Origin of the sequence: Mycobacterium sp. 1245111.1, assembly GCF_001673405.1 — a bacterium.
Classification (GTDB): Bacteria; Actinomycetota; Actinomycetes; order Mycobacteriales; family Mycobacteriaceae; genus Mycobacterium.
The window spans coordinates 1-26,294 of sequence record NZ_LZLV01000147.1; the positions used below are offsets into that span (position 1 = coordinate 1).

Consider the following 26,294-nt stretch of genomic DNA (forward strand, 5'->3'; position numbering starts at 1 on the left):
TGGACGCGGTCGGGCGGCTGGATGCGCGAAGGGGGCGCCAGTGACCGGAGGCGGCACGCGCACGAGCTGGCGGGCACGGTCGCCGAGTTGAGCCCAAAGTTCTTCGGCCCCTGCGTTGTCCGAGTCGGTGATAACGAGATCGACAGGAGCCGACACCCCGGCGCGCAGAGCCGCGACCGCCAACGGCACCTTGATCGTCGACCACGCGACGCCGGACGTCCACGTGCCGAACGACTGGGCCCGTCCGTCCGCCGATGCGACAGCGATCCCGACCGTCCCCGGCAATTCGTCCACGGACACGCTAAACCCGCGGGATCGCGAACACCGGGTCGTCACAGTCCAGACCCTCGGCCGTCAGCTGCCGCTTGAGCACCTTGAAGGTCGCCGTCTTCGGCAGGTTAGAGCTGATTCGGACATACGCGGGCCACTGCTTCGGTCCGAGGTCGTTCTGCTCGCCCAGGAACGCACGAAACTTGTCCGGGTCGAACTCCGCGTCGGACGCCAGCACCAGCGCGGCCATCACCTGATCGCCGACGGCAGGATCCGGCACCGCGTACACGGCAACCTCGGTCACGTCGGGATGGCGGGCCAGCACCCGTTCGATCGGTGCGGTGCCGAGGTTTTCGCCGTCGACCCGCAACCAGTCGCCGAGCCGTCCCGCGAAATACGCATAGCCGGCCTCGTCGCGATAGGCGAGGTCACCGCTGTGATACATCCCGCCGGCCATCCGTTGCTCGTTGGCCTCGGGGTCGTTGTAGTAGCCCTCGAAACGTCCTGCGCCGGCGACGTTTACCAGCTCGCCAACCACACCGACCGGACACGGCTGGCCGGTGTCGACATCGATGATCTGCACCTCGTCCGGCAGCGGACCCAACGCCCCCGGTGGGGTGTCCGGGGTGCGGCCGATCGCGATGCCGCCCTCGGTCGACCCGAATCCGTCGATCACCCGGCAGTCGAATCTGGTAGCGAAGCGCTCGATGTCGGCGGGCGCGCCCTCGTTGCCGTACACCGCCCGCAACGGGTTGTCGGCGTCGTCCGGACGCTCGGGTGTGGCGAGCACGTACGACAACGGCTTGCCGACATAGTTCGCGTACGTTGCGCCGTAGCGGCGGATGTCCGGCAGAAAGCCGGACGCGGAGAACTTGCGCCGTAACACTATTGAGCCTTGACAGGCCAGCGCCACCGCCCACCCGACCAGCACCGCGTTGGAGTGGAACAACGGCATCGAGGCGTAGCAGACGTCGGCGGGTCCGAGGCTGAATCGCTCGGACATCGTCACACCGGCGATCCCGACCTTGCCGTGGCTACACATCACCGCCTTCGGGTTGCCGCTGGTGCCCGATGTGAAGATCAGCATGAACAGGTCGTCGGGCGACGCGGTCCGAAACCGCACCGCAGCGTCGCGGTGCGCTGCGACCTCGTCGTTCCACGCGTGCGAATCGACGTTGACGTGTTCGATGTCGCCAAGCGTCGCAGAGGATTTCGTGTCGGCCAACACCAATTGGCAATCGCCGTGCGTGATGTCGCGCTGCAGCGCGTCGCCCCGACGGACCGGATTGAGGCCCACCGGGATGATCCCGGTCATGCCGGCCGCGACCAACACAGCAGAGAAGAACGGCGTGTTCTCCAGCAGCACGCCGACATGCGGCGGCTTGCCCGGGTCGAGGCGGGCGCGCAAAGCCGAAGCGACCGCGGCGCCATGCCGGAGGTGATCGCGCCAAGTGACGAAGGAGTCCTCGAAGTAGACGCCTCGGTCGTCGACGTCAACCAGCGGTGCCAGTAGATCGGCGACAGTCGGCAGGCCGTTGCTCACCGGTCCGCCTCCTCCTCGGCCCGCCGTGCGGGCCGCATCGTCGCCGGACGCCACAGCTACGCGGGGGTGTCCGCCAGTTCACGGCCGATCTTCAGCAGCTGCCCGGTCGCGCTGCCCACCGCGAACTCGGTTTGCTTGGCGGCCAAGAAGTATCGGTGTACCGGATGGTCGGTGTCGATGCCGACGCCGCCGTGGATGTGGACGATGCTGTGCGCCACCCGGTGTCCGGCATCCGCGGCCCAGAACGCCGCGGTGGCGACATCCAACTCAGCGGGCTGGGGGTACCTCCCGCTTGCGGGGGAATCCTCGCTGAGCCGCCACGCCGCCTGGATCAACGTCAGGCGCAGACCCTTGACGTCGATGTAGCCGTCCGCGAGTCGTTGCCCGACGGCCTGGAAGCTGCCGATCGGACGGTCGAACTGCTCACGCTCGCGGGCGTATTCGGCGGTCATCTGCAATCCGCGCTCCAGCACGCCGAGCTGGAACGCGCTGTGGCCCAGCACGCCCAGCGTCTTGATCCAGCTGACGACCTCTTCACCGCCGACCACGCGGTCAGCGGGTAGCTCGACACCGTCGAGCCGCAGATGCCCGATGCTGCCCAGCCCGGTGGTGTCCAGAGCGGTCACCGTCACACCGGGCTCGCCGGCTGCGACCAGGAAAACCGAAGTGCCTGAGTCGGTTTCGGCTGGCACCAGGAAGGCGTCGGCCACCGGCCCAAAGGCGATCTGGGTCCGCGACCCGGTCAGCTTGAAACCGCCACCGGAAGACGTGGCCTGCACCGGTCCATCCCCCATCTCGCCGTCCAAAGCAACGGCGAGCACCTTGGCGCCGGCCACCGCGGGCGCACCCCATTCCTGTTGCAGCTCAGCCGAACCGAAACGGGCCAGCGCACCGGCGGCCAACACCACCGAGTCCAGGTAGGGGACAGCGGCCAGCTGGCGGCCGAGGCCGACCAGCACGGCGACCTCCTCGAGGACGCCAAAACCGCCTCCGCCCAACGACTCCGGTGCGGCGGTCGACAAGATGTCGGCGTCGATCAGCTTCTTCCAGAGCTCACGGTCGAAACGCTGCTCGAGGCCGTCGAGCTCGCGCTGGTGTTCGGGTGTGCACACCGCATCCACGATCGTGGTGACCAGACCACCAAGATCGTCAGCGGCTTCAGTTGTCTTGAAGTCCATGGGTTCTCCAGCTTTCGTTACCGGTTGGCTCGGGGAAGGCCGAGCGCCACCATGCCGATGATGTCGCGCTGCACCTCGTTGGTGCCGCCGCCGAAGGTCAGAATCAAGCAGGCGCGGTGCATCCGCTCCACCCGGCCGCGCAGCAGCGCGCCCGGCGAGTCCTGGCGCAGGGTCGCCGCTGTCCCCAGCACCTCCATCAACAGCCGGTAGGCCTCGGTGGCCAACTCGGTGCCGAAAACCTTGGCCGCCGATGCGTCAGCAGGTGACGGGGAGTCCGACTCTGACGACGCCAGCTCCCAGTTGATCAGCTTGAGCACCTCGACCTTGGCGTGCACACGGGCCAAGTTCAGCTGCACCCACTCCGAGTCGATCAGCCGCGCGCCGGAGGCGTCCTTGGTGTTCTGCGCCCAATCGCGAACCTGATTGAGCGCCATGATGATTGGCATCGCCGATACCAGCGCGACACGCTCGTGGTTGAGCTGGTTGGTCACCAGCTTCCAGCCGGCGTTCTCTTCGCCGACCCGGTTCGCCACCGGAACGCGGACGTCCTGGTAGTAGGTGGCGCTGGTGTCCACACCCGCCATGGTGTGCACCGGCGTCCAGGAGAACCCTTCGGCGGTAGTCGGCATGATCAGCATCGAGATCCCGCGATGCTTCTTGGCTTCGGGGTTGGTGCGCACCGCCAGCCAGACGTAGTCGGCGTACGCGATCAGGCTGGTCCACATTTTCTGGCCGTTGACCACGTAGTCGTCGCCGTCGCGCACCGCGGTGGTCCGCAGGTTCGCCAGATCGGTGCCCGCGCCGGGCTCGGAGTAGCCGATCGAGAAGTGCAGGTCGCCCGCGGCGATCTTGGGTAGGAAGAACTTCTTCTGCTCCTCCGACCCGAAGTGCATGATCGTCGGCGCGACGCTGTTGATGGTCAGGAACGGCACGGGGGCGCCGGCGATCGCGGCCTCGTCGGTGAAGATCAGCGAGTCCATCGGCGAGCGGTCTTGGCCGCCGTACTCCTTGGGCCAGTTCAGGGTGAGCCACCCGTCCTTGCCCATCTGCGCGACGGTCTCGCGGTACACGTTGCCCTCGCCGACCTCACCGGAGGTCGAGCTCAGCGCCTCGCGGCGTTCCGGGGTCATCAGCTTGGTGAAGTACGAGCGCAGTTCGCGGCGCAACTCCTCCTGCTCCGGGGTGTAACTGATGCGCATTCCGGCCGCCCTCCAGTCATCGGTGAGTTCTGCGCAGCCTGCATCGTCGGCTACCCATTCGCTTCCCTGGTTGTAACACGTTCTAGTGCGAGGGTCCAGCGACCGTTCCTCTGGACGCGACCGGGACTGGTCGTATGGTGGGCATACCGTTTCAAGGCCACAGTCCAGGCTTGCGTCTAAGGAGGAACGTCGTGCGGGTGAAAGTCGACCATGACCGGTGTGAGGGCAACGCGGTGTGCTTGGGAATCGCGCCGGATATCTTCGACCTCGACGACGACGATTACGCCGTGGTGAAGGTCGATCCGGTGCCGGCCGACCAGGAGGCACTGGCAGAGCAGGCGATCGCGGAGTGCCCGCGAGCCGCCTTGATACGCGAAGACTAGAGGTATTCATAAATTGACTGCGCCCAATGAACCTGCTCCTTCTCAGACCGCCGGGCGGTCTGCATCGTCGCCGGCGGCTAGCACGAACGCGATCGACTTGTCCGGGAAGGTCGCGGTGGTCACCGGCGCGGCCGCAGGACTTGGCCGCGCCGAGGCGATCGGCTTGGCGCGCGCCGGCGCGACCGTCGTCGTCAACGACATTGCCGCCGCCCTGAACGCCTCCGACGTGATCGACGAGGTCACCTCCGCGGGGTCCAAGGCTGTCGCCGTCGCAGGCGATATCAGCCAGCGCGACACGGCCGACGAACTGATCAGCACCGCAGACGGGTTGGGCGGGCTGGGCATCGTGGTGAACAACGCCGGCATCACGCGGGACCGGATGTTGTTCAACATGTCCGACGAGGAGTGGGACGCGGTGATCGCCGTGCACCTGCGCGGGCATTTCCTGCTGACCCGCAACGCCGCGACGTATTGGCGGCAGAAAGCCAAGGACAACGACGGTTCGATCTACGGGCGCATCATCAACACGTCGTCGGAGGCCGGGCTGGTCGGCCCGGTCGGACAGGCCAACTACGGCGCCGCGAAGGCGGGCATCTCCGCGCTCACGCTGACCGCGGCGCGGGCGTTGGGCCGCTACGGGGTGTGCGCCAACGCGATCGCTCCGCGGGCCCGGACCGCGATGACCGCCGACGTGTTCGGCGACGCACCTGAGGTCGCCGAGGGTGAGATCGACCCGCTCTCGCCGGAGCATGTGGTGACGCTGGTGCGATTCCTGGCTTCGCCGGCAGCCAAGGACGTCAACGGTCAGGTGTTCATCGTGTACGGGCCGCAGGTGACGCTGGTGGCGGCGCCGACGGTCGAGCATCGGTTCGCGACGGACGCTCAGGCCTGGGACCCGGCCGCGCTGAGTGCGCAGATGCAGGAGTACTTCGCGGGTCGCGACCCAGAGCGCAATTTCGCGGCCACCGCATTGATGGAATGACGGCCCGAGGCCCACGAGACCCTCGGTATCGATCTGAAGTCGAGTAGAACACGTTTCAGGATGATCTGGGTCACAAATGCTCTGACCTGCTGAATTACTGACTTTTGTCCAATTCTGCGGTTTTTTGACACTCCGAACTTGTTCTAGTTACGATTGGCGCGCTCACGCGGACGCCGCCGCTCTGAACGAAGCTAAGGCGGCGCAACCGGGGAAGACAACAGCATCGCTGTCGAAGGTGGGAGACACCCCGCGCGAGAAGGGAACCAGGTTGATCGAACAGCTTGCGGTTCCGGCTCGGGCCGTGGGCGGGTTCGTCGAGATGTCGCTGGACACCTTTCGCAAGACGTTTCAGCGCCCCTTTCAGTTTCGTGAGTTCCTCGACCAGACCTGGATGATCGCCCGGGTCTCCCTGATCCCGACGCTGCTGGTGGCCATCCCGTTCACGGTTCTGGTGGCGTTCACGCTCAACATCCTTCTTCGCGAGATCGGCGCAGCCGACCTGTCCGGTGCCGGCACCGCATTCGGAACTATCACCCAACTCGGGCCCGTCGTGACGGTGTTGGTGGTGGCCGGCGCCGGCGCCACCGCAATCTGCGCCGATCTGGGCGCGCGCACCATCCGCGAGGAAATCGACGCGATGCGGGTCCTCGGCATCGACCCCGTCCAGCGTCTGGTGGTGCCCAGGGTGCTGGCGTCCACGTTCGTCGCGCTGCTTCTCAACGGCCTCGTCTCGGCCATCGGTATCGCCGGTGGCTACGTCTTCTCGGTGCTGCTACAGGGCGTCAACCCCGGCGCGTTCGTCAACGGCCTGACCGTGCTCACCCACCTCGGCGAGCTGATCCTCTCCGAAATCAAAGCCTTGCTGTTTGGCGTCGTCGCCGGGCTGGTCGGCTGCTACCGCGGGCTGACGGTCAAGGGCGGTCCGAAAGGCGTCGGGGTCGCCGTCAACGAGACCGTGGTCTATGCGTTCATCTGCCTGTTCGTGATCAACGTGATCATGACGGCTATCGGCGTTCGAGTGCTGGCCCGGTAACGCCCATGAGTTACGACGCCACGCTGCGCTTCCGCCGCTTCTTCCACCGCTTCGCCGGGCCGGTGGACAACTTCGGTGAGCAGGCGCTGTTCTACGGCGAGTCGATGCGCTACATACCCAACGCGCTCACCCGCTATCGCAAAGAGACCATCCGGCTGATCGCCGAAATGACCATGGGCACCGGAGCATTGGTGCTCATCGGCGGAACCGTCGGCGTCGCAGCGTTTTTGACGCTGGCATCAGGCGGTGTGATCGCGGTCCAAGGCTATGAGTCGTTGGGCAACATCGGTATTGAGGCGTTGACCGGGTTTCTGTCGGCGTTTCTGAATGTCCGCATCGTGGCTCCCGTCGTTGCCGGAATTGCGTTGGCAGCGACGATCGGCGCGGGTACCACCGCGCAACTGGGCGCCATGCGGGTCGCCGAGGAGATCGACGCGATCGAGTCGATGGCCGTGCATTCGGTGTCGTACCTGGTCTCGACGCGGTTGATCGCGGGTTTGATCGCGATCGTCCCGCTGTACTCGCTCGCGGTGCTGGCCTCGTTCTTCGCCGCGCGGTTCACCACGGTTTTCATCAACGGCCAGTCGGCGGGCCTGTACGACCACTACTTCAACACCTTCTTGATCCCCACCGACCTGCTGTGGTCGTTCCTGCAAGCCATCGTGATGTCGATCGGAGTGATGCTGATCCATACGTACTACGGCTACAACGCTTCTGGCGGTCCGGTGGGCGTCGGTCTAGCGGTCGGTCAGGCGGTGCGCACCTCCCTGATCGTTGTCGTCGTGATTACTCTGTTCATCTCACTGGCCGTCTATGGCGCGTCCGGTAATTTCAACCTCTCCGGATAAGGGGGACAGTGGCAAGCACCGGTGCGCAACGCACTCACGTCAGGCTGGCAGCGGCGCTGCTGGCCTCTCTGTTGCTGGCGTTTGTGGTGCTGACCTATCTCTCGTACACAGCGGCTTTCACGCCAACGGACACCGTCACGCTCACCGCGCCACGCGCCGGCCTCGAGATGGACCGCGGCAACAAGGTCAAATACCGGGGCATCCAGATCGGCAAGGTCGACGACGTCAGCTATTCGGGAGACGCGGCTCAACTGCGGCTGGCCATCGATGGCGGTGAGTTGCACTACATCCCGTCCAACGCCGGCGTCCACATCGCCAGCAGCACCGTCTTCGGCGCCAAGTCGGTCGAGTTCATCCCGCCCAAGGACCCGTCGCCCGCCGCATTGAAACCCGGTGCGCACCTAGCGGTCTCGGCGGTCTCGCTCGAAGTCAATACGCTGTTTCAGTCGCTGATCGGCCTGCTGCAAAAGATCGATCCGGTCGAGCTGAACGGCACCATGAGCGCATTGGCCGAAGGACTACGGGGACACGGCAAGGATCTAGGCGGAGTGCTCTCAGGCCTGAATACCTTGACGCAGCAACTCAATCCGAAACTGCCCACGCTGCAGCAGGACTTCCGCAAGACCGCCGCCGTGGCCGACATCTACGCCGATGCCGCACCGGACCTCGTCACCGTGTTCAACAACACCCCCACCATCGCTAAAACCGTGGTGGACCAGCAGACCAACCTGAACACCAGCCTGTTGTCGGCAATCGGCTTGTCCAACAACGCTTATGACACGCTGGCGCCGGCAGAGCAGAATTTGATCGACGCGATCAAACGCCTCCGCGCTCCACTGAAGGTCGCCGCCGACTACTCACCGGAATTCGGTTGCCTGTTCGGTGCAATCGACCGGGGTATCAAAGAATTCGCGCCTATCCTGGGTGTCAAGAAGGCGGGTCTGTTCACCTCGTCGAGTTTTATCCTGGGCGCACCCTCGTACACCTATCCGGAGAGCCTGCCGATCGTCAACGCCTCCGGTGGACCCAACTGCCGCGGGCTTCCGAACCTACCCACCAAGCAGACCGGAGGCTCCTGGTACCGAGCCCCGTTCCTGGTAACCGACAACGCCAACATCCCTTACGAGCCCTTCACCGAAATGCAGGTAGACGCTCCGTCAACGCTGCAATGGCTGTTCCACGGTGCGTTCGCCGAGCGGGACGACTTCTGATGGACGGCTTCGAATCCCAGCGCTCGATGATGATCAAGGTCGGCATCTTCACGGTGACCATGCTGTTGGTAGCAGTCGGTCTGGTGGTGACCTTCGGCGAATTCCGCTTCGGGCCGTCGAACACCTACCACGCCACCTTCATCGACGCGACCCGACTCAAGGGCAACCAGAAGGTTCGCATCGCCGGAGTGCCAGTCGGTTCGGTGAAGGACGTCAAGCTCAACCCGAACAACACCGTCGACGTGGCCTTCACCGTGGACAAGCGTTACACCCTGTATTCGTCGACGCGCGCGCTGATCCGCTACGACAACCTGGTCGGCGATCGATTCCTGGAAATCACCTCGGGCCCTGGGGAATTGCGCAAGCTTTCGCCGGGCGCGACCATCGATGAGCGGCACACCCAGCCGGCGCTGGACCTCGACGCGCTGCTCGGTGGACTTCGCCCGGTACTCAAGGGCCTGGATGCCGACAAGATCAATACCATCAGTGGCTACGTGATCGATCTGCTACAGGGGCAGGGCGGTGCGCTGTCCAATTTGCTGGCCAACACCAACGCGTTCGGGTCGACGCTTGGCTCGCGAGACCGGGCCATCGGCGACGTGATCACCAATCTCAACGCCGTGCTGAGCACCGTGGATGCCAAGGGGGCGCAGTTCTCGGATGCCGTCGACCAGTTGCAGAAGCTGATCACCGGCCTGGCCGAAGGGCGCGATGCGATAGCCGGCGCGATCCAACCGCTGGCTACCACGACGTCGGACCTGACCGACTTGCTCAAGAACTCCCGCCGTCCGCTGCAAGGCGTCCTGGAGAACACTCGACCGCTCGCCACCGAGATCACGGATCGGCTGCCTGAGGTCAACAACGACATCGAACAACTCGGCGAGGACTACCTTCGCCTGTCTGCTCTTGGTGCCTACGGCGCTTACTTCAACATCTACTTCTGCACAGTGAGCCTGAAGATCAACGGGCCCGCGGGCAGCGACATCATCATTCCCTTCGGCGGCCAGGTGGATCCTAGTAAAGGGAGGTGCGCTTTTGCCAAATAAGTCAGCCCGCAGGCAAGACCGGGATCCGCTTCGCACGGGCATCTTCGGGGTGGTTCTCGTGGTGTGCATTGTCCTGGTCGCGTTCGGCTACACCGCACTGCCGTTCTGGCCGCAGGGCCGGCCTTACACCGCCTACTTCGCCGACGCCGGCGGCATCAATCCCGGCAACGACGTCTACGTCTCCGGGATCAAAGTCGGCCAGGTGCAAGCGGTTACGCTCGCGAACGACACCGCCAAGGTCGCATTTACCGTTGACCGCCACGTCAACGTCGGCAACGCGTCCTTGGCAGCGATCCGCACCGAGACCATTCTCGGCCAGCGCGCGGTTGCGATCACCCCGGCCGGGACGGGGATCGCCACCACGATCCCGCTGAGCCGGACAACCACACCGTACTCGCTGGGTTCCGCTCTGGAAGAGCTCGGCCACAATGCCGGCGACCTGGACAAGGCGCAGTTCGAGAAGTCGCTGAAGGTCCTCACCGACGCCTTGCACGACGCCACTCCACAGCTGCGTGGGGCCCTGGACGGCATCACGTCGTTGTCGCGCACCTTGAACAACCGCGACGAGGCGCTCGAACAGCTTCTGGCGCATGCCAAATCAGTGACCGGCGTGTTGGCTGAGCGTGCCGCGCAGGTGAACAAGCTGATCGTCGACGGTAATCAGTTGTTCGCGGCTCTCGATGCGCGTCGGGCCGCGCTGGCAGAGCTGATCTCCGGTATCGATGGCGTCTCCGCGCAACTGTCCGGCTTCGTCGCCGACAACCGCAAGGAGTTCGGTCCCGCGCTGAGCAAACTCAACACCGTGCTGGACGATCTCAACGAACGCCGTGACTACATCAGCGAAGCGCTGAAACGCCTTCCCCCTTACGCGACCACGCTCGGTGAGGTGGTGGGCTCGGGGCCCGGCTTCAACGTCAACGTGTACGGTCTGGTGCCGGCGCCCATCGTCGGCATGATGTTCGACGCGGTATTTCAGCCTGGCAAGCTTCCTGCCAGTTTTGCCGACTACCTGCGTGGCATGGTCCAGGACCGCTGGAAGTTACGGCCGCAGTCACCATGACAATTTCTTCCGCTTTACGGGAACGTCGCCGCGGCCTGCGGCAGGCGTTGGTGGTGCTGCTGGCCGTGTTGGTCGCGGCCGGCGTCTATGTGGTGTGGCCGGGCCGTAGCGGCAACAAGGTCGTCGCCTACTTCACCTCCGCTGTCGGCCTCTACCCGGGCGACCAGATCCGCATCGTGGGCGTGCCAGTCGGCACCATCACGTCGATCGAACCGCGCGCCGAAGACGTGAAAATCACGATGTCGGTGGATAGCGGTGTGAAGGTCCCCGCAGACGCTCGAGCGGTCATCATGTCGCCGAATTTGGTTGCGGCACGGTTTATTCAGCTGGCCCCGGCCTATACCAGTGGTCCGGCGTTGCCCGACGGGGCGACCATCCCGCTGGCCAAAACCGCGGTCCCGGTGGAGTGGGACGAGGTCAAAGAGTCGCTGACCGATTTGGCCAAGCAACTCAGTCCCGCTGCCGGGCAGTTGCAGGGCCCGTTGGGCAAGGCGATCAATCAAGCCGCGGATACCTTCAACGGCAACGGCGATTCGTTCCGATCCTCGCTACGTGAGCTCTCGCAAGCGGCCGGGAGGTTGGGAGATTCGCGTACCGACATCTTCGGAACGATCAAGAACGTGCGAGTGCTGGTCGACGCTTTGTCAGGGAGTAACGAGCAGATCGTGTCGTTCGCCGGGCACGTGGCCTCGGTATCACAGGTGCTCGCCAAGAGCTCGAACCACCTCGACAACACCCTCGGCACCCTGAATAAGGCGCTGATTGACGTCAAAGGCTTTCTGCAGCAGAACAACTCGACGCTGATCGGAACAGTTGACAAGCTCAACGATCTGACCAAGGTGCTCAGCGACCAGAGCGAAGACATCGAGCAGGTGCTCCACGTCGCCGGACCCGGTATCGCCAACTTCTACAACATCTATGATCCAGCGCAGGGAACACTGAACGGCCTGATCTCGATCCCCGAATTCGCCAACCCCATCCAGTTCATCTGCGGCGGATCGTTCGACACCACGGCCGGCATATCCGCACCGGACTATTACAAGCGTGCCGAAATCTGTCGGGAACGGTTAGGGCCGCCCCTGCGCCGATTGACATTCAATTACCCGCCGATCATGTTCCACCCGCTCAACTCGATCACCGCGTATAAGGGCCAAATCATTTACGACACCCCGGCGACCCAGGCCAAGGCGCAGACGCCCATTCCGGATCTGCACTGGGTGCCGGCACCCGGTGTGCATCCGCCGAGCCCGGCGGACCTTCAGGCACTGATGGTTCCGCAGGCAGCGCCCAACGGCGTGACACCCGGCGCTCCCGCCCCGGCGAATACGCCCTTCGGTCCGCGGCCGGCTCCCGCGGCCCCGGCCGGACCTTTGCCGGCCGAGCACGGGGCGGGCCGATGAGGCGTATCATGTTGCGCGGCAGCGCATTAATGGCCGGAAGCGCGCTGCTGGCGGGCTGCCAGTTCGGCGGATTGAATTCGATCGCGTTGCCCGGCACCGCTGGCCATGGCGCGGGCTCGTATTCGATCACCGTCGACCTGGCCGACGTGGCGACCCTGCCGCAGAACTCGCCCGTCATGGTCGACGACGTCACGGTTGGCAGTGTCTCGGGCATCGATGCGATGCAGCGCCGCGATGGAAGCTTCTACGCCGCAGTCAAACTGGCACTCGACAAAAACGTGGTGTTGCCGGCCAATTCGATTGCCCGCGTGGCGCAGACATCCCTGTTGGGTTCCCAGCACGTCGAGTTGGCGGCGCCGCCTAATCAGCCGCCAGTGGGCAGGCTGGTCGACGGCTCGGCCATCCAAGAGGCACGGACCAGTCGTTTCCCGACCACCGAGGAAGTGTTCTCCGCGCTCGGTGTCGTGGTCAACAAGGGCAATCTTGGTGCGCTGCAGGAGATTACCGACGAGACATATCAGGCCGTCGCGGGCCGCGAAGGTCAGTTCACCAACCTCGTGCCCCGGCTGGCCGAAGTGACTGCGGGATTGAACAACCAGGTCAACGACATCGTTGCTGCCATCGACGGGTTGGACCGGTTTTCGGCGATCCTGGCCAACAACAAGGACAACCTGGGCCGGACACTGGAGACGCTTCCCGAAGCCCTACGTGTGCTCAACAAGAACCGAGACAAGATCGTCGAGGCGTTCGGTGCCCTTGGCAAAGTCGCCACCGTTGCGGCGCATGTGCTTTCGCAAACAAAGGTGGATTTCGCCGCTGACCTGAAAGACATCTACGCAAATGTGAAGGCGCTGGCCGATAATCGCAGAAACTTCATTACGTCGATGCAGCTTCTGCTCACGTTCCCCTTTCCGAACTTCGGAATCAAGCAAGTGATCCGCGGCGACTACATGAACGTGTTCACCACGTATGATCTGACTGTGCGTCGACTGGGCGAGACGTTCTTCACGACGTCCTGGCCGCTGGACCCGAACATGCTGCACATGAAGGACATCGTCAATCCGCCGGATTACCTGCTCGGGGAAATGGCGAACCTCTCCGGACAGGCCGCTGATCCGTTCAAGATCCCGCCGGGCACACCAGCAGGGAACAACTGATGCTGGATCGACTGACTCGCGTTCAACTGGCCATCTTTGCGGTGGTCACGGTGATCACCGTCGCGATCATGGCGATCTTCTACCTACGATTGCCGGCCACGATGGGCATCGGCACCTACCGGGTGACGGCGAACTTCGTCGCCGGTGGTGGGCTCTACAAGAACGCCAACGTCACCTACCGCGGGGTCGCGGTGGGCCGGGTCGACTCGGTCGGCCTCACTTCCGATGGTGTCGATGCGGTGATGCGACTGAACAGTGGCACCGTCGTCCCGTCGAACGCCACCGCCGCGGTGAAGAGTGTGTCGGCGATCGGTGAGCAGTATATCGACCTAGTTCCTCCCGTGCATGCGGCTACGACCAAGCTGCACAACGGATCTCGCATCGACCGGACCAACACCGCGATCAGCGTGGACGTCGCGACACTACTGCACCAGTCCGAGACGCTGGTCAACAGCGTCGCCGACACCCGGCTGCGTGAGTTATTGCACGAGACTTTCAAGGCCTTCAACGGATCCGGCCCGGAAGTGGCCAGGCTGCTCGAATCGTCCCGGTTGCTAGTCGATCAGGCCAATACGGAGTTTCCGCAGACATCCCGGCTAATCGATCAGGTCGGACCGTTCCTGCAATCACAAATCCACTCCGGCAAGGACATCCGGGCGTTGTCCGATGGGCTGGCGCGATTCACTTCCGAGGTGCGACAGGCTGATCCACAGTTGCATACGCTGCTGACCATCGTGCCGCCGGCGGTCGATCAGGCCAACACGGCGTTCTCCGGTATCCGTCCGTCGTTCCCGATGTTGGCAGCAAATCTGGCCAACCTGGGCCGGGTCGGCGTGATCTATCACAAGTCGATCGAGCAGCTGTTGGTGGTGCTGCCGGCGCTGTTCGCGGCGATCATCACGTCGGCCAACGGCGAACCCCAGGACGAGGGCGCCAAGCTCGACTTCAAGATCAACATAGATCCGCCGTGCAACACCGGGTTTATTCCACCGCCGTTGATCCGCACTCCGGCTGATGAGACGCTGCGGGAAATGCCGACCGACCTGTACTGCAAGACGGCCCAGAACGATCCGTCGACCGTGCGCGGCGCCCGCAACTACCCGTGCCAGGAATTCCCGGGCAAGCGAGCCCCGACCGTCGCGCTGTGCCGTGACCCCAAGGGGTATGTGCCGATCGGCACCAACCCATGGCGCGGCCCGCCGATCCCGTACGGCACCCCGATGACGAACGGGCTGAACATCCTGCCGCCCAACAAGTTTCCGTACATCCCGCCGGGCAACGATCCGGACCCGGGCACACCGTATGCCCCAGGGTTTGTGCCGCCTGGAGCAGCGGAAGGACCCGGACCGGCGCCGCACCAGCCGTTCCCGACCCAGCCGCCGCCCAACACCGGTGCGACGGATGGACGGCAGGCGTGGATTCCGCCTGCGCCGTACCCACCCCAGAACCCTCAGATACCGTTCCCCAAGGCCGTTCCCGCGCCGCCACCGCCGGTGGGACTGCCGGGGGCCCAATACCCGCCACCCGAGAAGCCGTGGGGTCCGCCGCCCGGCCCGGCCCCGCAGGCCAACGGCGCGGCCTATACCACGTACGACGAGAGCACCGGGGAGTTTGTGGACCCCTCAGGAGCCACGGGTATCTTCGCGGCTGGCAAGACATCGAGTGCCGAGAACTGGGTGGACCTGATGAGTGATCCGAGGAAGACGTGACCGAAGCCGAAACGGCGACACGACCCCCGCGGCGACGGGCTTCGCGGCCGGCCGGACCGCACGCGGGCGAAGCGGCCTCCACCACGGTTCGGGTCGAGACGGAGACCAAGCCGGTAAAGCGCCCGAACGCCCCGCTCGGTCCCCCGCCGCGCCGCCCCGCGAACGGGAGGCTGGTCGCATGGATTGCGTTGGCAGCCAGTCTGATCGGACTCACGGTGCTCGGTGTCGGCGTTGGTTTCGAGGTGCACGACCAGCGCAGTGCCGATGCCAAGGAGCTTCGGGCGCAGCGCTTCGTCGACACCGCTACGCAGTTGGTCGTCAACATGTTCAGCTACAACCAGGACAACATCGACCAGAGCGTAGCCAGGTTCGTCGACAAAACCAGCGGACCGCTGCGCGGCATGCTCAGCTCCAACAACAACGTCGAAAACATCAAGGCGCTGTACCGTCACACCGATTCGACCTCGGAGGCCGCCGTCAACGGTGCGGCCCTGGAAAGTATCGACAACGTCAGCGACAACGCGTCGGTGCTGGTGTCGATCCGGGTTACGGTGACTGACCGCGAAGGCGTCAACAAGCCTTCTGCCGCTTATCGCATGCGTGTCATCGTGCACGAGGACGAGAACGGTCGAATGACTGGCGACGACCTGAAGTACCCCGACGGAGGCAATTGATGCGATGGCTGATCGCCGCCGCTGTCAGCCTACTGACGACCGCCTTCGTCGGATTATCAGCGGTGGCCGGCTGGTTTTATTGGGACCGGGTGGAAACGCGGGGCGAGGCATCTGCCCGGGCGACGCTTCCGCCGTTGGCCGCCAAGGAGATTCCGCAGGTGCTCGGCTACGACTATCAAACCGTCGAGCGCAGCCTGACCGACGTGTATCCCTTGCTCACCCCGGCGTACCGCGAGGAATTCAAGAAGCAGGCCAACGCAGCGATCATCCCGGAGGCGCGTAAGCGGGAGGTCGTCAGCCAGGTCAGCATCGCCGGCACGGGAATCATGGTTGCCAAGCGAAACTCCGGATCGGTGATGGTCTTCATGAATCGCACGGTGACCGACAAGTCGAAGCAACCGATTTACGAAGGCAGCCGACTGCGGGTGGATTACCAGCGCCTCGACGGCAAGTGGCTGATCAACTACATTCAGCCGATTTAGCGGCGTAACGCGTCGCTCAGCGGCACTGACCGATCTCGTTGCAGTCCAACGGGTAGCGCTCGACCGGGTTGGGCAGCGGCCCCTGGAACGCCAACCTGAACGGGGTCTTCGTCATCCCGGGCTGAAGGCCGCAGACGTCGCTGTGAATGCTGGTGTGTGTGCCGGTGAGGGACACATCGTCGAAGGCGTAGGTGTCCGACGTCGCCGCGGTGCTGCCGTCCGGGCACGTGACGCCATTCGGCTTGCCCACCTCGAAGGTCCACCGATCGCTGGTCAAACGCGCCCGGCCAACGTAATTCGCCATCTTTTCGGCTCGGCTAACCGCTGCTCGCGGTGTCGCGCTGGCTACGTTCAGTGCGCAGAGGTCGGCGGCGATGACGGGGTCGGTGAAATCGGGGATCGCCCGCTGCCTCGACGGTGCATCGCACAGCGCGACAATCTTCCACGTGGTCGGAGGCACACCATCTTCGGTAAAGGTGTAGATGCCGTCCGGCGGCGGGCCGAGGGCTTGTGCGGGAACCGATGTTCCCACCGCGATGAGCGCCATGGCTGCGGCGGCGGTCAGGCCGCGGGAGATGATCGCCATTGGTCGAGTATCGCAGCACGCCAACTGGCTGCATCACGGAATCAGGCGTTTGACGGATGACCAGCGGCCAGAACGTCGAGAAATGCCCGCGCCCACCGGTCGACGTCGTGGGCCAGCACCTGCCGACGCAACGCCCGCATCCGACGCCGTCCGTCCTCGGCGGGCTGGTTGATCGCCGCCTCGATCGCGTCCTTGACACCCTCGAGGTCGTGCGGATTGACCAGGTAGGCCTGCGTGAGTTCGGCTGCGGCGCCGGTGAATTCGCTGAGTACTAGCGCACCGCCGAGGTCGCTGCGGCACGCCACGTACTCCTTGGCCACCAGGTTCATCCCATCCCGCAACGGGGTGACCAGCATGACGTCGCTGGCGACAAAGAACGCGATGAGCTCGTCACGGGGGACCGGGCGATGGATGTAGTGCACCACCGCGCTGCCGACCTCGCCGTATTCACCGTTGATGTGGCCGACCTGGCGCTCGATGTCCTCACGCAGCTTCTGGTAGCTCTCGACCCGTTCGCGGCTGGGCGTGGCGAGCTGAATCAGCACGGTGTCGTCACCTTTGACGCGTCCCTCGGCGAGCAGTTCGCCAAGGGCCTTGAGCCGTACGTCGATGCCCTTGGTGTAGTCCAGGCGGTCGACGCCGAGCAGGATCTTGCGAGGGTTACCGATCTCGGCACGGATCTCCTTGGCGCGCCGGCGGATATTGCGGTCGCGGCCTTTGCGGTCGAGTTCGGCGGAGTCGATCGAGATCGGGAATGCGCCCACCCGAACGATGCGGTCCTCCAGCTGCACCTCACCGAATCGTGAGCGCACGCCGACCGAACCTCGCGAGGTGCTCGCGCCAAGCAATCGTCGGGCCAGGAAAAGGAAATTCTGCGCGCCGCCCGCGAGATGGAAACCCACCAGGTCGGCGCCAAGCAGACCTTCGACGATCTCGGTCCGCCAGGGCATCTGCATGAACAGCTCGACCGGCGGGAAGGGAATGTGCAGGAAGAACCCGATCGTCAGATCGGGTCGCAATTCGCGCAGCATCTTGGGTACCAGCTGCAGCTGGTAGTCCTGCACCCACACGATCGCGCCCGTGGCGGCCGCGCGCGCCGTCGCCTCGGCGAATCGGCGATTGACGTCGACGTAGCGGTCCCACCATTCCCGGTGGTAAATCGGCTTGACGATGACGTCGTGGTACAGCGGCCACAGCGACGCGTTGGAGAAGCCTTCGTAGTACTCCTCGACATCCTCGGCCGACAGTCGCACCGGGTGCAGTTGGAGGTCTTCCTCGACGATCGGATCGTCGATGACGTCCACGTCGTCGTCGACCACTCCCGGCCAGCCGATCCAGGCGCCGCGACGTCGTCGTAGCAATGGCTCCAACGCGGTGACCAAACCGCCCGGACTGCGTTTCCAGCTCGTGGTGCCGTCGGGCAGCCGTTCCATGTCGATCGGTAGCCGGTTGGCGACCACGACGAAGTCGGACGCGCCGGAAACAGGGCTCTTCGTAGCCTTGTCTCCTGCGGGGGGCACTTACACCTCGATCTTCGCGGGCCCAATACCAAGCATCGACAGGAACGTGCGGCACTCCTCGGCGTCGGTCGCGTAGGCCGCTACCACGCGCCGGGCCTGGCTGGCGGTGTCGTCGGCCAAGGGTTCCACGTCGTCGATTTCATGGGTGTCAGATTTGGCGGGCATGACATAACTGTAGGCGAAGTGCGTAATCAGGCGCATAGCGTGGCGCAACCCCCTGGTTAGAGCGTTACGGCCTGGCCGTAATGTGTAACTTCCCGACAGTGTCCGAATGAGGTGGCCGATGTCAGACTCCAGCGAGTTGGTGGCGTACGAAACGCTCGACGAGGGCCGCATCGCGCGGATCTGGTTGAACCGACCCGAGGCGCACAATGCGCAGAGCCGCGGTTTGCTGGTCCAGCTCGACGAGGCGTTCCTGCGTGCCGAGGCTGACGACGCCGTGCGGGTGGTGATACTGGCCGCACGCGGGAAGAACTTCTCCGCCGGCCACGACCTCGGCTCGGAGCTGGCACTCGCCGAACGCGCGCCCGGAGACAAACAGCTGCCGAGCTTCCGGATCAACGGCGCCACCCGCGACGCGGTCGCGGAGAAGACCTACCTGCAGGAGTGGCACTACTTCTTCCAGAACACCTGCCGCTGGCGCGATCTACGCAAGATCACGATCGCCCAGGTGCAGGGCAACGCGATTTCGGCCGGCCTGATGCTGATCTGGGCGTGTGACCTGATCGTCGCGGCCGACAACGCGAAATTCAGCGACGTGGTGGCCGTCCGGATGGGCATGCCCGGCGTCGAATACTACGCGCATCCTTGGGAATTCGGCCCGCGTAAGGCCAAAGAGCTTCTGCTGACCGGTGATTCGCTGGACGCCGACGAAGCCTACCGGCTCGGCATGGTGTCCAAGGTCTTTGCGGCCGACGAATTGGCCGACAAGACGCTGGAGTTCGCTCGCCGGATCGCCGAACGGCCAACGATGGCGGCTCTTTTGATCAAGGACTCGGTGAACGCCGCATCCGATGCCATGGGCTTCACCGAGGCGTTGCGGCACGCGTTCCACATCCACGAGCTGGGCCACGCGCACTGGGCGGCGCACAACGAGAACCGCTACCCGGTCGGCCTACCGCCCGACGTCGAGGATTGGCGCGACGCGAAGCCGACCAAGATCGCCCGCAAGGACACTCCCTAGCCGCAGCCGACCCGCCGATGCGCGCATGGTTCGATAGCTAGAACCTGTTTCAGTTTCGGGGCGAAGGGGTCGGTATGCAGCTTTCGTTCGAAGACCGGACGTACCTGGTCACCGGTGGTGGCAGCGGGATCGGCAAGGGAGTTGCCGCCGGCTTGGTCGCCGCCGGGGCCTCGGTCATGATCGTCGGCCGCAACGCCGACCGACTCGCCACGGCCGTCGAGGAAATCGGTGCGGTCAAACCCAACGGTGGCGGGATCCGCTACGAGCCCGCCGACGTCACCAACGAGGACGAGGTAACCCGCGCCGTCGAGGCCGTGACGGCGTGGCACGGCCGGTTGGACGGCGTGGTGCACTGCGCGGGCGGATCGGAGACCATCGGGCCGATCACTCAGATCGACTCGCAGCTGTGGCGTCGTGCCGTCGACCTCAACGTCAACGGCACCATGTACGTGCTCAAGCATTCCGCGCGCGAGATGGTGCGTGGTGGAGGCGGATCGTTCGTCGGCATCTCCTCGATCGCGGCCAGCAACACCCATCGCTGGTTCGGCGCTTATGGCGTGAGCAAGTCGGCGCTCGACCACTTGATGCAGTTGGCCGCCGACGAACTCGGAGCGTCGTGGGTCCGGGTGAACAGTGTCCGCCCGGGCCTCATCCGCACGGAACTGGTCGCGCCTGTCCTGGAATCGCCGGAATTGAGCGACGATTACCGGCTCTGCACCCCACTGCCGAGGCCCGGCGAGGTCGACGATGTCGCCAACCTCGCCATGTTTTTGCTCAGCGATGCGGCCAGTTACGTGACGGGGCAGGTTATCAACGTCGACGGTGGACTCATGTTGCGACGCGGCCCGGACTTCAGTGCGATGCTCGAACCGGTCTTCGGTGCCGACGGCCTGCGCGGAGTCGTCTGATTGACGGTCCGCTCAATGAGATGGTGATCTCGCGGTCACCGAACCGTCCGGAACGCTAGCCTGAAAACCCAACGACGTCGGAGGACACGATGGCTACCTGGGACACGATCGATCGATACGTCGTCATCTCGACGGACACCCATGCCGGAGCCGATATCGGTGACTACAAGCCGTATCTGCCCGCAACCCTGCACGACGAGTTCGACGCGTGGGCCAAGACCTACGTCAGCCCATTCGACGACCTGATCATCGCCACCGCGGCGCGAAACTGGGACAGCGAGCTTCGGATCGCCGACATGGACGCCGACGGGGTGGCCGCGGAAGTGCTGCTGCCCAACACCGTTCCGCCGTTCTTTCCGACCACCCCGAACATCACCATCAGCCTGCCGCGCACCCGCGACGAGTTCGAGCAGCGCTGGGCGGGCGTGCAGGCGCACAACCGCTGGCAGATCGACTTCTGTTCGCTGGCACCGACCCGTCGCCGCGGGTTGATCCAGATCTTCCCCAACGACATCGATCTGGCGTTGAACGAGATCCGTTGGGGCGCAGAGCGAGACTGCTTCGGCGGCGTGCTCGTCCCGCCGGTCTCGCCCGGTGACCCCAACGTCGCGCCTCTCTTCCACACCCGCTACGAACCGCTTTGGGCGCTGTGCGAGGAGCTGGACCTGACCGTGGTGCAGCACGCGGGCGCCGGCAGCCCCGAGATGCCGATGGACCAGCCGGCGTCCAACGCGGTGCTGATCACCGAGATGGCGATGTGGGCCAACCGCACACTCGGGCATCTGATCCTGGCCGGGGTATTCGAGCGGCACCCGACGCTGCGTTTCGCGCCGACAGAGCAAGGCACGCTGTGGGTGCCGGCTCAACTCGGCATGCTCGACGCGATGGTGCCCACCATGAAATCCGAGGCCGGCAACCGTACCTACGGGATGTTCGGCGGGTCGTCGGTCGACGCTCTGACGCTCACGCCGAGCGAATACGCGCAGCGCAACTGTTATCTGGCAAGCGAACTCGCGCCGTTCGACGCGGGCATGATCGATTTCATGGGCCCCGAGCACATCATGTGGGGCAGCGACTATCCGCACGAAGAGGGCTTCACACCGCACTCCAAGCTGGCCATCCGCTGGGCCCTTCACAACCGATCACAGGACGACTGCCGAAAGATCTTGGGCGGCAACGCCGGCCGACTGTACCGGTTCGACCTTGAAGCACTCGCGCCGATTGCCGCCAAGATCGGGCCCACCGTCGACGAGGTGCACACACCGCTGGAGGACACCGGCTATCGAGCGCCGGCGGCCTTCGGCTACCGGCCTTTCGAAGGGGGGCTGGCGCTCAAGCGGCTGGCTCCGGCACGCAGCTAGCCCGGGACCTCCTGTCGGTGGAAGAACACGCCTTCAGCCCGCACAGTGATGCCCTGTGCATCGGAAAGATGGCCGACGGCAAAAGTTTTGGCGCCGTCCACCCGGTCGACGCGGGCCTCTGCGTGCAGCGGGCCGAGCGGTGTCCCGCGTAGGTAGCGGATGCTGAGAGTGCCGGTATACGCGGGCCTTCCCGGCTTGTGTGCCGTTGCACCCAGGACATGATCGAGGACCATCGCGCACACGCCCCCATGCACGTGGCCAGGGGGGCCTTCGTAGGCAGCGCCGAGCGTGAAGTCGGCCGAGGCAAGCCCGTCGGCACCGCATTCGATCACCAGCGGGGGAGCTACCGGATTGCGGAGACCGATCATCACGTTGCCCCATGCCATCGGCTGACCGTCATCTGACTGTCGAACACCAAAAGAGCCGGGCATTAATGCAGCGCTCAACTCAGCCGTCGCGGAATCGATCTTCTGCTTGACGGCGGCAAGCGTCGCTGCATCGGCTTGCGTTCTGATGGTGGCATCGATGAGGCGCCGCACCGAATCGGCCAACTCGCCGTCTGATACCACCGCCAAAGCGTGCGTCACCGCACGTCGCCCGCGGCCGCAGTCTCCCGGCCAGTGGTCAGTTTTCGAAAGTCCCCGCGCCCAGGTTGTTAGCCTGGGCAAATGGAAGGCAGCGATCCGCCCGGCAAGTCGAACCTTGCGGCGACCAGCTGGGCGCTGCTCGGCATGCTGTCCTACGAACACGAGCTCTCCGGCTATGACATCCGCAAGTGGATCAACTGGAGCATGCGCTTTTACTTCGGCAGCCCGGCCTACAGCCAGATCTACTCCGAGCTCAAGAAGCTCGAGCGACTCGGCTTGGTGACATCGCGCGTGGAGAACACCGGCGCCACACGTAATCGCAGGCTGTACAAGATCACCGAAGCCGGCCTCGACGCGGCGATTCAGTGGGCGAACGAGGCGCCGGTCGATCCGCCGACGCTCAAGCACGGCCCGTTATTGCGAGTGACGTTGGGACATCTCACCAGCCCGGAAAGGCTGAAGGAGGTGCTGCAGGAACACGTCGCTTTCGCCGACGAGATGCATCGCAGGGCCGCCAAGGACGCCCGGTGGGCCGGCGCGGACCCGTCCTGGGCATACGCCCGCGTGGCGTTGCACTGGGCCGAGCGGTATTACGCCAACGAGCGGGAACTTGCCCTGACGATGATCAAAGAACTCGACGAGGCGGAGGCTACCTTCCCGCAGGCCCGAGACGGCGGACCGAGGAGGATTCCTTGGCCCCCACCGGAATTCTGGTACGAAATCGAGAAGAAGGCCGACGCCGAAGAACCCGATTGATCAGTCGCCCGCGGCGTCGTGCGCGGCAATGTAGCCGTACACCAGTCCCTGGGCGATCGTCGCACCCGCGCCTGGATAAGTGGTCCCGAACGCGTTGGCGGCGGTATTCCCGATCGCGTACAGACCGCTGATGACGGTGCCGTTTTCGCGCAGCACTCGCGCCCGCTCATCGGCCCGAAGACCGCCGCACGTGCCCAGATCGCTCAACGCCATCTTCACGGCGTAAAACGGCCCGTGGTCGAGTGCGCGGAGGTTGGGATTGGGGGCGATGGTGGGGTCGCCGTAGTAGCGGTCGTAGGCACTGTCGCCGCGGTGGAAGTCGGCATCGTGTCCGGCCCGCGACATGTCGTTGAATCGCGTCATGGTCGCGCTGAAATGCGTTCGGGGAACACCGATCATCTCGGCAAGATCGTTTAGGTCGTTCGATCGATGCGCGATCCCCGCGTCGTACCACGATGATGGAATCGGCATACGCGGAAACAGCGCACCACCGAAAACGTAGCTGTTGCGGTACTTCTGGTCGAAGACGATCCACATCGATTCCACCGGGTGGCCCGAGCGTTCCCGCTCTAGCAGGCACTGACCGAACGACATGTAATCGGTTGCTTCGTTGATAAATCGGTTGCCGTTCTGGTCGACGATCAGCGAACCTGGTAATGAGCGCTCGGCCAACATCACCGACGGGGCACCTCCCGGCAGCGGCGACACTGCCGGAAACCACCACGCTTGGTCCATCAGATCGGTTGCGGCACCGACGTCTTGAGCGGCGTGGATCGCGTCACCGGTGTTGGTCTCGGCGCCCAGGCTGAGGTGTTCGCCAAGCGACTCGGACTGGAACTTCCACCGCATCGCCATGCTGTGGTCGAACCCGCCGGCGGCCAACACCACACCGCGCCGAGCGGTGACGGCAACTTCGTGCCCGTCGTGGGCTAAGACTGCGCCGGTGACCCGTCCGTCATCTGTCGTCAGCCGGTGCAGCTCGGTGCTGGTCCAGATCGGAATCCCCGCGCGCACAACACCGGCGAACAGTCCTGCGGACAGGGCCTGACCGCCCGCGACATAGCGGCGCCCGATCAGCAGTCCACTCAGTCCTTGGATCAGCCGCTTGGCGATGGTCGGTATGCCCTTGCGCGGCACGCGGGCCACCAGGTTCATCCAGCGATAGTCGGCGGTGGTGGTCGGCATCGGGACGTTGGCTTCCATGACACCGGGTCGCAGTCGGGTTCGGTACTCCCCGAGTATTGCGGAGTTCAACGGCCGGCACTCACATGTGCGGCCGGCGGCGGTTCCACCCGGCTCCTCCGGGTGGTAGTCGGAATAGTCCTTGGCCCAACTCAGCCGAATCGGGGTGGTGCGCAACAGCAAGTTGACCGTCGGCGTCACGTTCCGCAGGTAGCCGGCGGATCGTTCGGCCGGCGCCGTTCCGGCCACCACCGAATGCAGGTAGTTTTCGGCACGCTGCATGGTGTCTTCGGCGCCGCCCCTATCCGCGAGGATCGGGCTCGCCGGCAGCCACAGCGCACCACCGGAGCGCGCCGTCGAGCCGCCGACGTACGACGACTTCTCCACGATCAACACGCTCATTCCGCGTTCGTGGGCCGCCAATGCTGCCGCCATACCTGTGCCCGTCCCCACCACGAGGAGGTCGACCACGCTGTCGCGCACCGGCAGACCGGCGGGGATCGTGGCTGATGGAGCTGTCGTCACGGACATGACATTAAGCCGCGGAATCGCCGCCGTGACCGCTTTCTCCCTGCCAGCGGGACGGTCGGTGTCACGCGTCGGCGAACGGTTGTACAACACCGACATGACGTTGCAGCACAATACCGAGGAGGTTCGGCAGATCGAAGCCGCGGCCACCCCGTCCCGATTCGCGCGCGGCTGGCATTGCTTGGGCCTGCTCAAAGACTTCGGCGACGGCGAGCCGCACGCCGTCCACGCGTTCGGGCAGAAACTGGTGGTGTTCCAAAGCGGCGACGGCAAAATCAATGCCCTGGACGGGTACTGCCGTCATATGGGCGGTGACCTCACCGAGGGCCAGGTCAAAGGGAACGAGATCGCATGCCCCTTCCACGACTGGCGCTGGGGCGGAGACGGCCGTTGCAAGCGTGTGCCCTACAGCAAGCGGGTACCGAAGTTGGCCCGCACCACGAAGTGGACGACGCTCGAGCAAGACGGAATGTTGTTCGTGTGGAACGATCCCGAAGGTAATCCGCCGCCACCAGAGGTGACGGTCCCGCGTATCGAAGGCGCCCTGAGCGACGAGTGGACCGAATGGCATTGGTATACAACAATTGTCAACACCAACTGTCGTGAGATCATCGACAATGTCGTCGACATGGCGCACTTCTTCTACATCCACGGCTCGTTGCCGACACAATTCAAGAACATCTTCGAGGGTCACATCGCGACGCAGTACATGAACAGCGCGGGGCGTCCCGACCTCGGCGACACCGAGGGTGCACGGATGCTCGGCACGACATCGGTCGCGTCTTACTACGGCCCGTCCTTCATGATCGACGATCTGACGTATCACTATCAGGATGCCGACCACCAGACGGTACTGATCAATTGTCACTATCCGATCGACGCGAATTCCTTTGTGCTGCAATATGGGATCATCGTGAAAAAATCGCACTCGGTGCCCAGCGACCTCGCGATGCAGACTGCGATCAGTCTCGGCGATTTCGTCAAGCTGGGCTTCGAGCAGGATGTCGCGATCTGGAAAAGCAAGGCCCGCATCGACAATCCACTGCTGGTCGAGGAAGACGGGCCGGTCTACCAGCTGCGTCGTTGGTATCAGCAGTTCTACGTCGACATCGCCGACGTGCAACCCGACATGGTCGACCGGTTCGAGTTCGAGCTGGACACCACACGTCCCTACGAGGCGTGGATGGCCGAGGTCGAGTCGAATATGGTTGCCAAGACAGCAAGTTCACGGTAGTGGTGCTCGATAACAGGCTCGCCACGATGCCGATGGCGCCAGTGACGTGTCGAAACTGCGGCGCGCGGGTACTGGTACGCAAGAGCAGTTGGAATCAGACCAGCGTGCAGTGGAATGCCGACGCATCGTCGCGATGTGCTGAGCGCAGCCTGTACGGCCGAGAGCTATTCCTCGCGTGCACGGCGCTCAATGATTCGATCGTCGCCGCAGTCCGACATGGCGACTTGCCGATCGTCGACGAGACGGCAAGTGCAGCAGTCTGATCTGAGCGGCA

At 64.5% G+C, this 26,294-nt stretch carries 26 protein-coding genes and 1 pseudogene; 18 read left to right on the plus strand and 9 right to left on the minus strand.

The genetic code is table 11. The annotated features are described in order from the left end of the window. The 4 genes and pseudogenes from A5658_RS24480 to A5658_RS24495 all read right to left on the minus strand — a co-directional run. Nucleotides 1–300: pseudogene (locus A5658_RS24480) on the minus strand (hypothetical protein); the annotation flags it as partial. A gap of 1 nt (nt 301) precedes the next feature. Beyond that, entirely contained in the window at nt 302–1,813 is a 1,512-nt protein-coding gene (gene fadD17 / locus A5658_RS24485) for a long-chain-fatty-acid--CoA ligase FadD17 (protein WP_067341631.1), read from the minus strand. A 56-nt stretch (nt 1,814–1,869) separates the two neighbouring features. After that, nucleotides 1,870–2,991: an acyl-CoA dehydrogenase family protein gene (locus tag A5658_RS24490; RefSeq protein WP_067341495.1), complete on the minus strand. Its 1,122-nt coding sequence runs from the start codon at nt 2,989–2,991 to the stop codon at nt 1,870–1,872. 17 nt (nt 2,992–3,008) lie between these two features. Next, nucleotides 3,009–4,190 carry an acyl-CoA dehydrogenase gene (locus A5658_RS24495; protein WP_067341498.1) on the minus strand — a complete coding sequence of 394 codons (1,182 nt, stop codon included), beginning with the start codon at nt 4,188–4,190 and terminating at the stop codon, nt 3,009–3,011. 191 nt (nt 4,191–4,381) lie between these two features. Here A5658_RS24495 and A5658_RS24500 point away from each other — a divergent pair, with 191 nt between their 5' ends. From A5658_RS24500 to A5658_RS24555, 12 genes are all read left to right on the plus strand, one after another. Continuing rightward, complete coding sequence (locus tag A5658_RS24500) at nt 4,382–4,573, plus strand: ferredoxin (RefSeq protein ID WP_067341501.1); 192 nt, start codon at nt 4,382–4,384, stop codon at nt 4,571–4,573. Between the two features lie 13 nt (nt 4,574–4,586). After that, the gene (locus A5658_RS24505) at nt 4,587–5,555 is read left to right on the plus strand and encodes a 3-oxoacyl-ACP reductase (protein WP_082993403.1); all 969 of its coding nucleotides are present in this window, start codon (nt 4,587–4,589) and stop codon (nt 5,553–5,555) included. Nucleotides 5,556–5,823: 268 nt separating this feature from the next. Beyond that, nucleotides 5,824–6,588, plus strand: a complete 765-nt coding sequence (locus A5658_RS24510) for an ABC transporter permease (RefSeq protein ID WP_067341634.1) — start codon at nt 5,824–5,826, stop codon at nt 6,586–6,588. A 5-nt stretch (nt 6,589–6,593) separates the two neighbouring features. After that, nucleotides 6,594–7,436: an ABC transporter permease gene (locus A5658_RS24515; RefSeq protein WP_067341507.1), complete on the plus strand. Its 843-nt coding sequence runs from the start codon at nt 6,594–6,596 to the stop codon at nt 7,434–7,436. Nucleotides 7,437–7,444: 8 nt separating this feature from the next. Continuing rightward, entirely contained in the window at nt 7,445–8,647 is a 1,203-nt protein-coding gene (locus A5658_RS24520) for an MCE family protein (RefSeq protein ID WP_067341510.1), read from the plus strand. Beyond that, a complete protein-coding gene (locus A5658_RS24525) occupies nt 8,647–9,693 on the plus strand; it encodes an MCE family protein (protein ID WP_067341513.1) in 1,047 nt (348 codons plus the stop codon). The genes A5658_RS24520 and A5658_RS24525 overlap by 1 nt, the downstream gene beginning before the upstream one ends. After that, complete coding sequence (locus A5658_RS24530) at nt 9,683–10,753, plus strand: MCE family protein (protein ID WP_156751636.1); 1,071 nt, start codon at nt 9,683–9,685, stop codon at nt 10,751–10,753. The genes A5658_RS24525 and A5658_RS24530 overlap by 11 nt, the downstream gene beginning before the upstream one ends. Next, nucleotides 10,750–12,153, plus strand: coding sequence for a virulence factor Mce family protein (locus A5658_RS24535; protein WP_067341519.1), 1,404 nt, complete (start codon nt 10,750–10,752; stop codon nt 12,151–12,153). Before A5658_RS24530 ends, A5658_RS24535 begins: the two co-directional genes overlap by 4 nt. Beyond that, the gene (locus tag A5658_RS24540; RefSeq protein ID WP_067341521.1) at nt 12,150–13,310 is read left to right on the plus strand and encodes an MCE family protein; all 1,161 of its coding nucleotides are present in this window, start codon (nt 12,150–12,152) and stop codon (nt 13,308–13,310) included. The genes A5658_RS24535 and A5658_RS24540 overlap by 4 nt, the downstream gene beginning before the upstream one ends. Further along, the gene (locus A5658_RS24545) at nt 13,310–15,019 is read left to right on the plus strand and encodes an MCE family protein (RefSeq protein ID WP_067341524.1); all 1,710 of its coding nucleotides are present in this window, start codon (nt 13,310–13,312) and stop codon (nt 15,017–15,019) included. Before A5658_RS24540 ends, A5658_RS24545 begins: the two co-directional genes overlap by 1 nt. Beyond that, the gene (locus tag A5658_RS24550) at nt 15,016–15,693 is read left to right on the plus strand and encodes a mammalian cell entry protein (protein WP_067341527.1); all 678 of its coding nucleotides are present in this window, start codon (nt 15,016–15,018) and stop codon (nt 15,691–15,693) included. Before A5658_RS24545 ends, A5658_RS24550 begins: the two co-directional genes overlap by 4 nt. Further along, nucleotides 15,693–16,175: a mammalian cell entry protein gene (locus A5658_RS24555; RefSeq protein ID WP_067341531.1), complete on the plus strand. Its 483-nt coding sequence runs from the start codon at nt 15,693–15,695 to the stop codon at nt 16,173–16,175. The genes A5658_RS24550 and A5658_RS24555 overlap by 1 nt, the downstream gene beginning before the upstream one ends. A 16-nt stretch (nt 16,176–16,191) precedes the next feature. Here the strand turns inward: A5658_RS24555 and A5658_RS24560 are convergent, their stop codons facing one another. Genes A5658_RS24560 through A5658_RS24570 form a run of 3 tightly spaced genes read right to left on the minus strand, consistent with a single transcriptional unit; the run spans nt 16,192 to nt 18,446 of the window. Next, nucleotides 16,192–16,761 (minus strand): hypothetical protein, encoded by a 570-nt coding sequence (locus tag A5658_RS24560; protein WP_067341534.1) that lies wholly within the window; start codon nt 16,759–16,761, stop codon nt 16,192–16,194. A 41-nt stretch (nt 16,762–16,802) separates the two neighbouring features. Beyond that, entirely contained in the window at nt 16,803–18,281 is a 1,479-nt protein-coding gene (locus A5658_RS24565) for a trehalose-6-phosphate synthase (RefSeq protein ID WP_067341537.1), read from the minus strand. Continuing rightward, the gene (locus A5658_RS24570; RefSeq protein ID WP_156751637.1) at nt 18,282–18,446 is read right to left on the minus strand and encodes a hypothetical protein; all 165 of its coding nucleotides are present in this window, start codon (nt 18,444–18,446) and stop codon (nt 18,282–18,284) included. 118 nt (nt 18,447–18,564) lie between these two features. On the opposite strand from A5658_RS24570, the gene A5658_RS24575 reads away from it, so the two are divergent. From A5658_RS24575 to A5658_RS24585, 3 genes are all read left to right on the plus strand, one after another. Beyond that, nucleotides 18,565–19,464: an enoyl-CoA hydratase gene (locus A5658_RS24575; RefSeq protein WP_197503214.1), complete on the plus strand. Its 900-nt coding sequence runs from the start codon at nt 18,565–18,567 to the stop codon at nt 19,462–19,464. 74 nt (nt 19,465–19,538) lie between these two features. Then, on the plus strand, nt 19,539–20,372 hold the full coding sequence (locus A5658_RS24580) for an SDR family oxidoreductase (RefSeq protein ID WP_067341547.1): 834 nt from the start codon (nt 19,539–19,541) through the stop codon (nt 20,370–20,372). Nucleotides 20,373–20,461: 89 nt separating this feature from the next. After that, nucleotides 20,462–21,733: an amidohydrolase family protein gene (locus tag A5658_RS24585; RefSeq protein ID WP_067341550.1), complete on the plus strand. Its 1,272-nt coding sequence runs from the start codon at nt 20,462–20,464 to the stop codon at nt 21,731–21,733. On the opposite strand, the gene A5658_RS24590 is transcribed toward A5658_RS24585, so the two are convergent. Continuing rightward, entirely contained in the window at nt 21,730–22,284 is a 555-nt protein-coding gene (locus tag A5658_RS24590; RefSeq protein WP_231997436.1) for a PaaI family thioesterase, read from the minus strand. The two genes, A5658_RS24585 and A5658_RS24590, sit on opposite strands and share 4 nt — an antisense overlap. Before the next feature lie 117 nt (nt 22,285–22,401). On the opposite strand from A5658_RS24590, the gene A5658_RS24595 reads away from it, so the two are divergent. Next, nucleotides 22,402–23,076 carry a PadR family transcriptional regulator gene (locus A5658_RS24595; protein WP_067341557.1) on the plus strand — a complete coding sequence of 225 codons (675 nt, stop codon included), beginning with the start codon at nt 22,402–22,404 and terminating at the stop codon, nt 23,074–23,076. Here the strand turns inward: A5658_RS24595 and A5658_RS24600 are convergent, their stop codons facing one another. After that, a complete protein-coding gene (locus A5658_RS24600) occupies nt 23,077–24,789 on the minus strand; it encodes a 3-ketosteroid-delta-1-dehydrogenase (RefSeq protein ID WP_197503215.1) in 1,713 nt (570 codons plus the stop codon). Between the two features lie 94 nt (nt 24,790–24,883). Here A5658_RS24600 and A5658_RS24605 point away from each other — a divergent pair, with 94 nt between their 5' ends. Then, entirely contained in the window at nt 24,884–26,020 is a 1,137-nt protein-coding gene (locus A5658_RS24605) for a Rieske 2Fe-2S domain-containing protein (protein ID WP_067341561.1), read from the plus strand. 26 nt (nt 26,021–26,046) lie between these two features. After that, nucleotides 26,047–26,283, plus strand: a complete 237-nt coding sequence (locus tag A5658_RS29010; protein ID WP_067341640.1) for a ferredoxin — start codon at nt 26,047–26,049, stop codon at nt 26,281–26,283. The last annotated feature ends 11 nt before the right edge of the window (nt 26,284–26,294 follow it).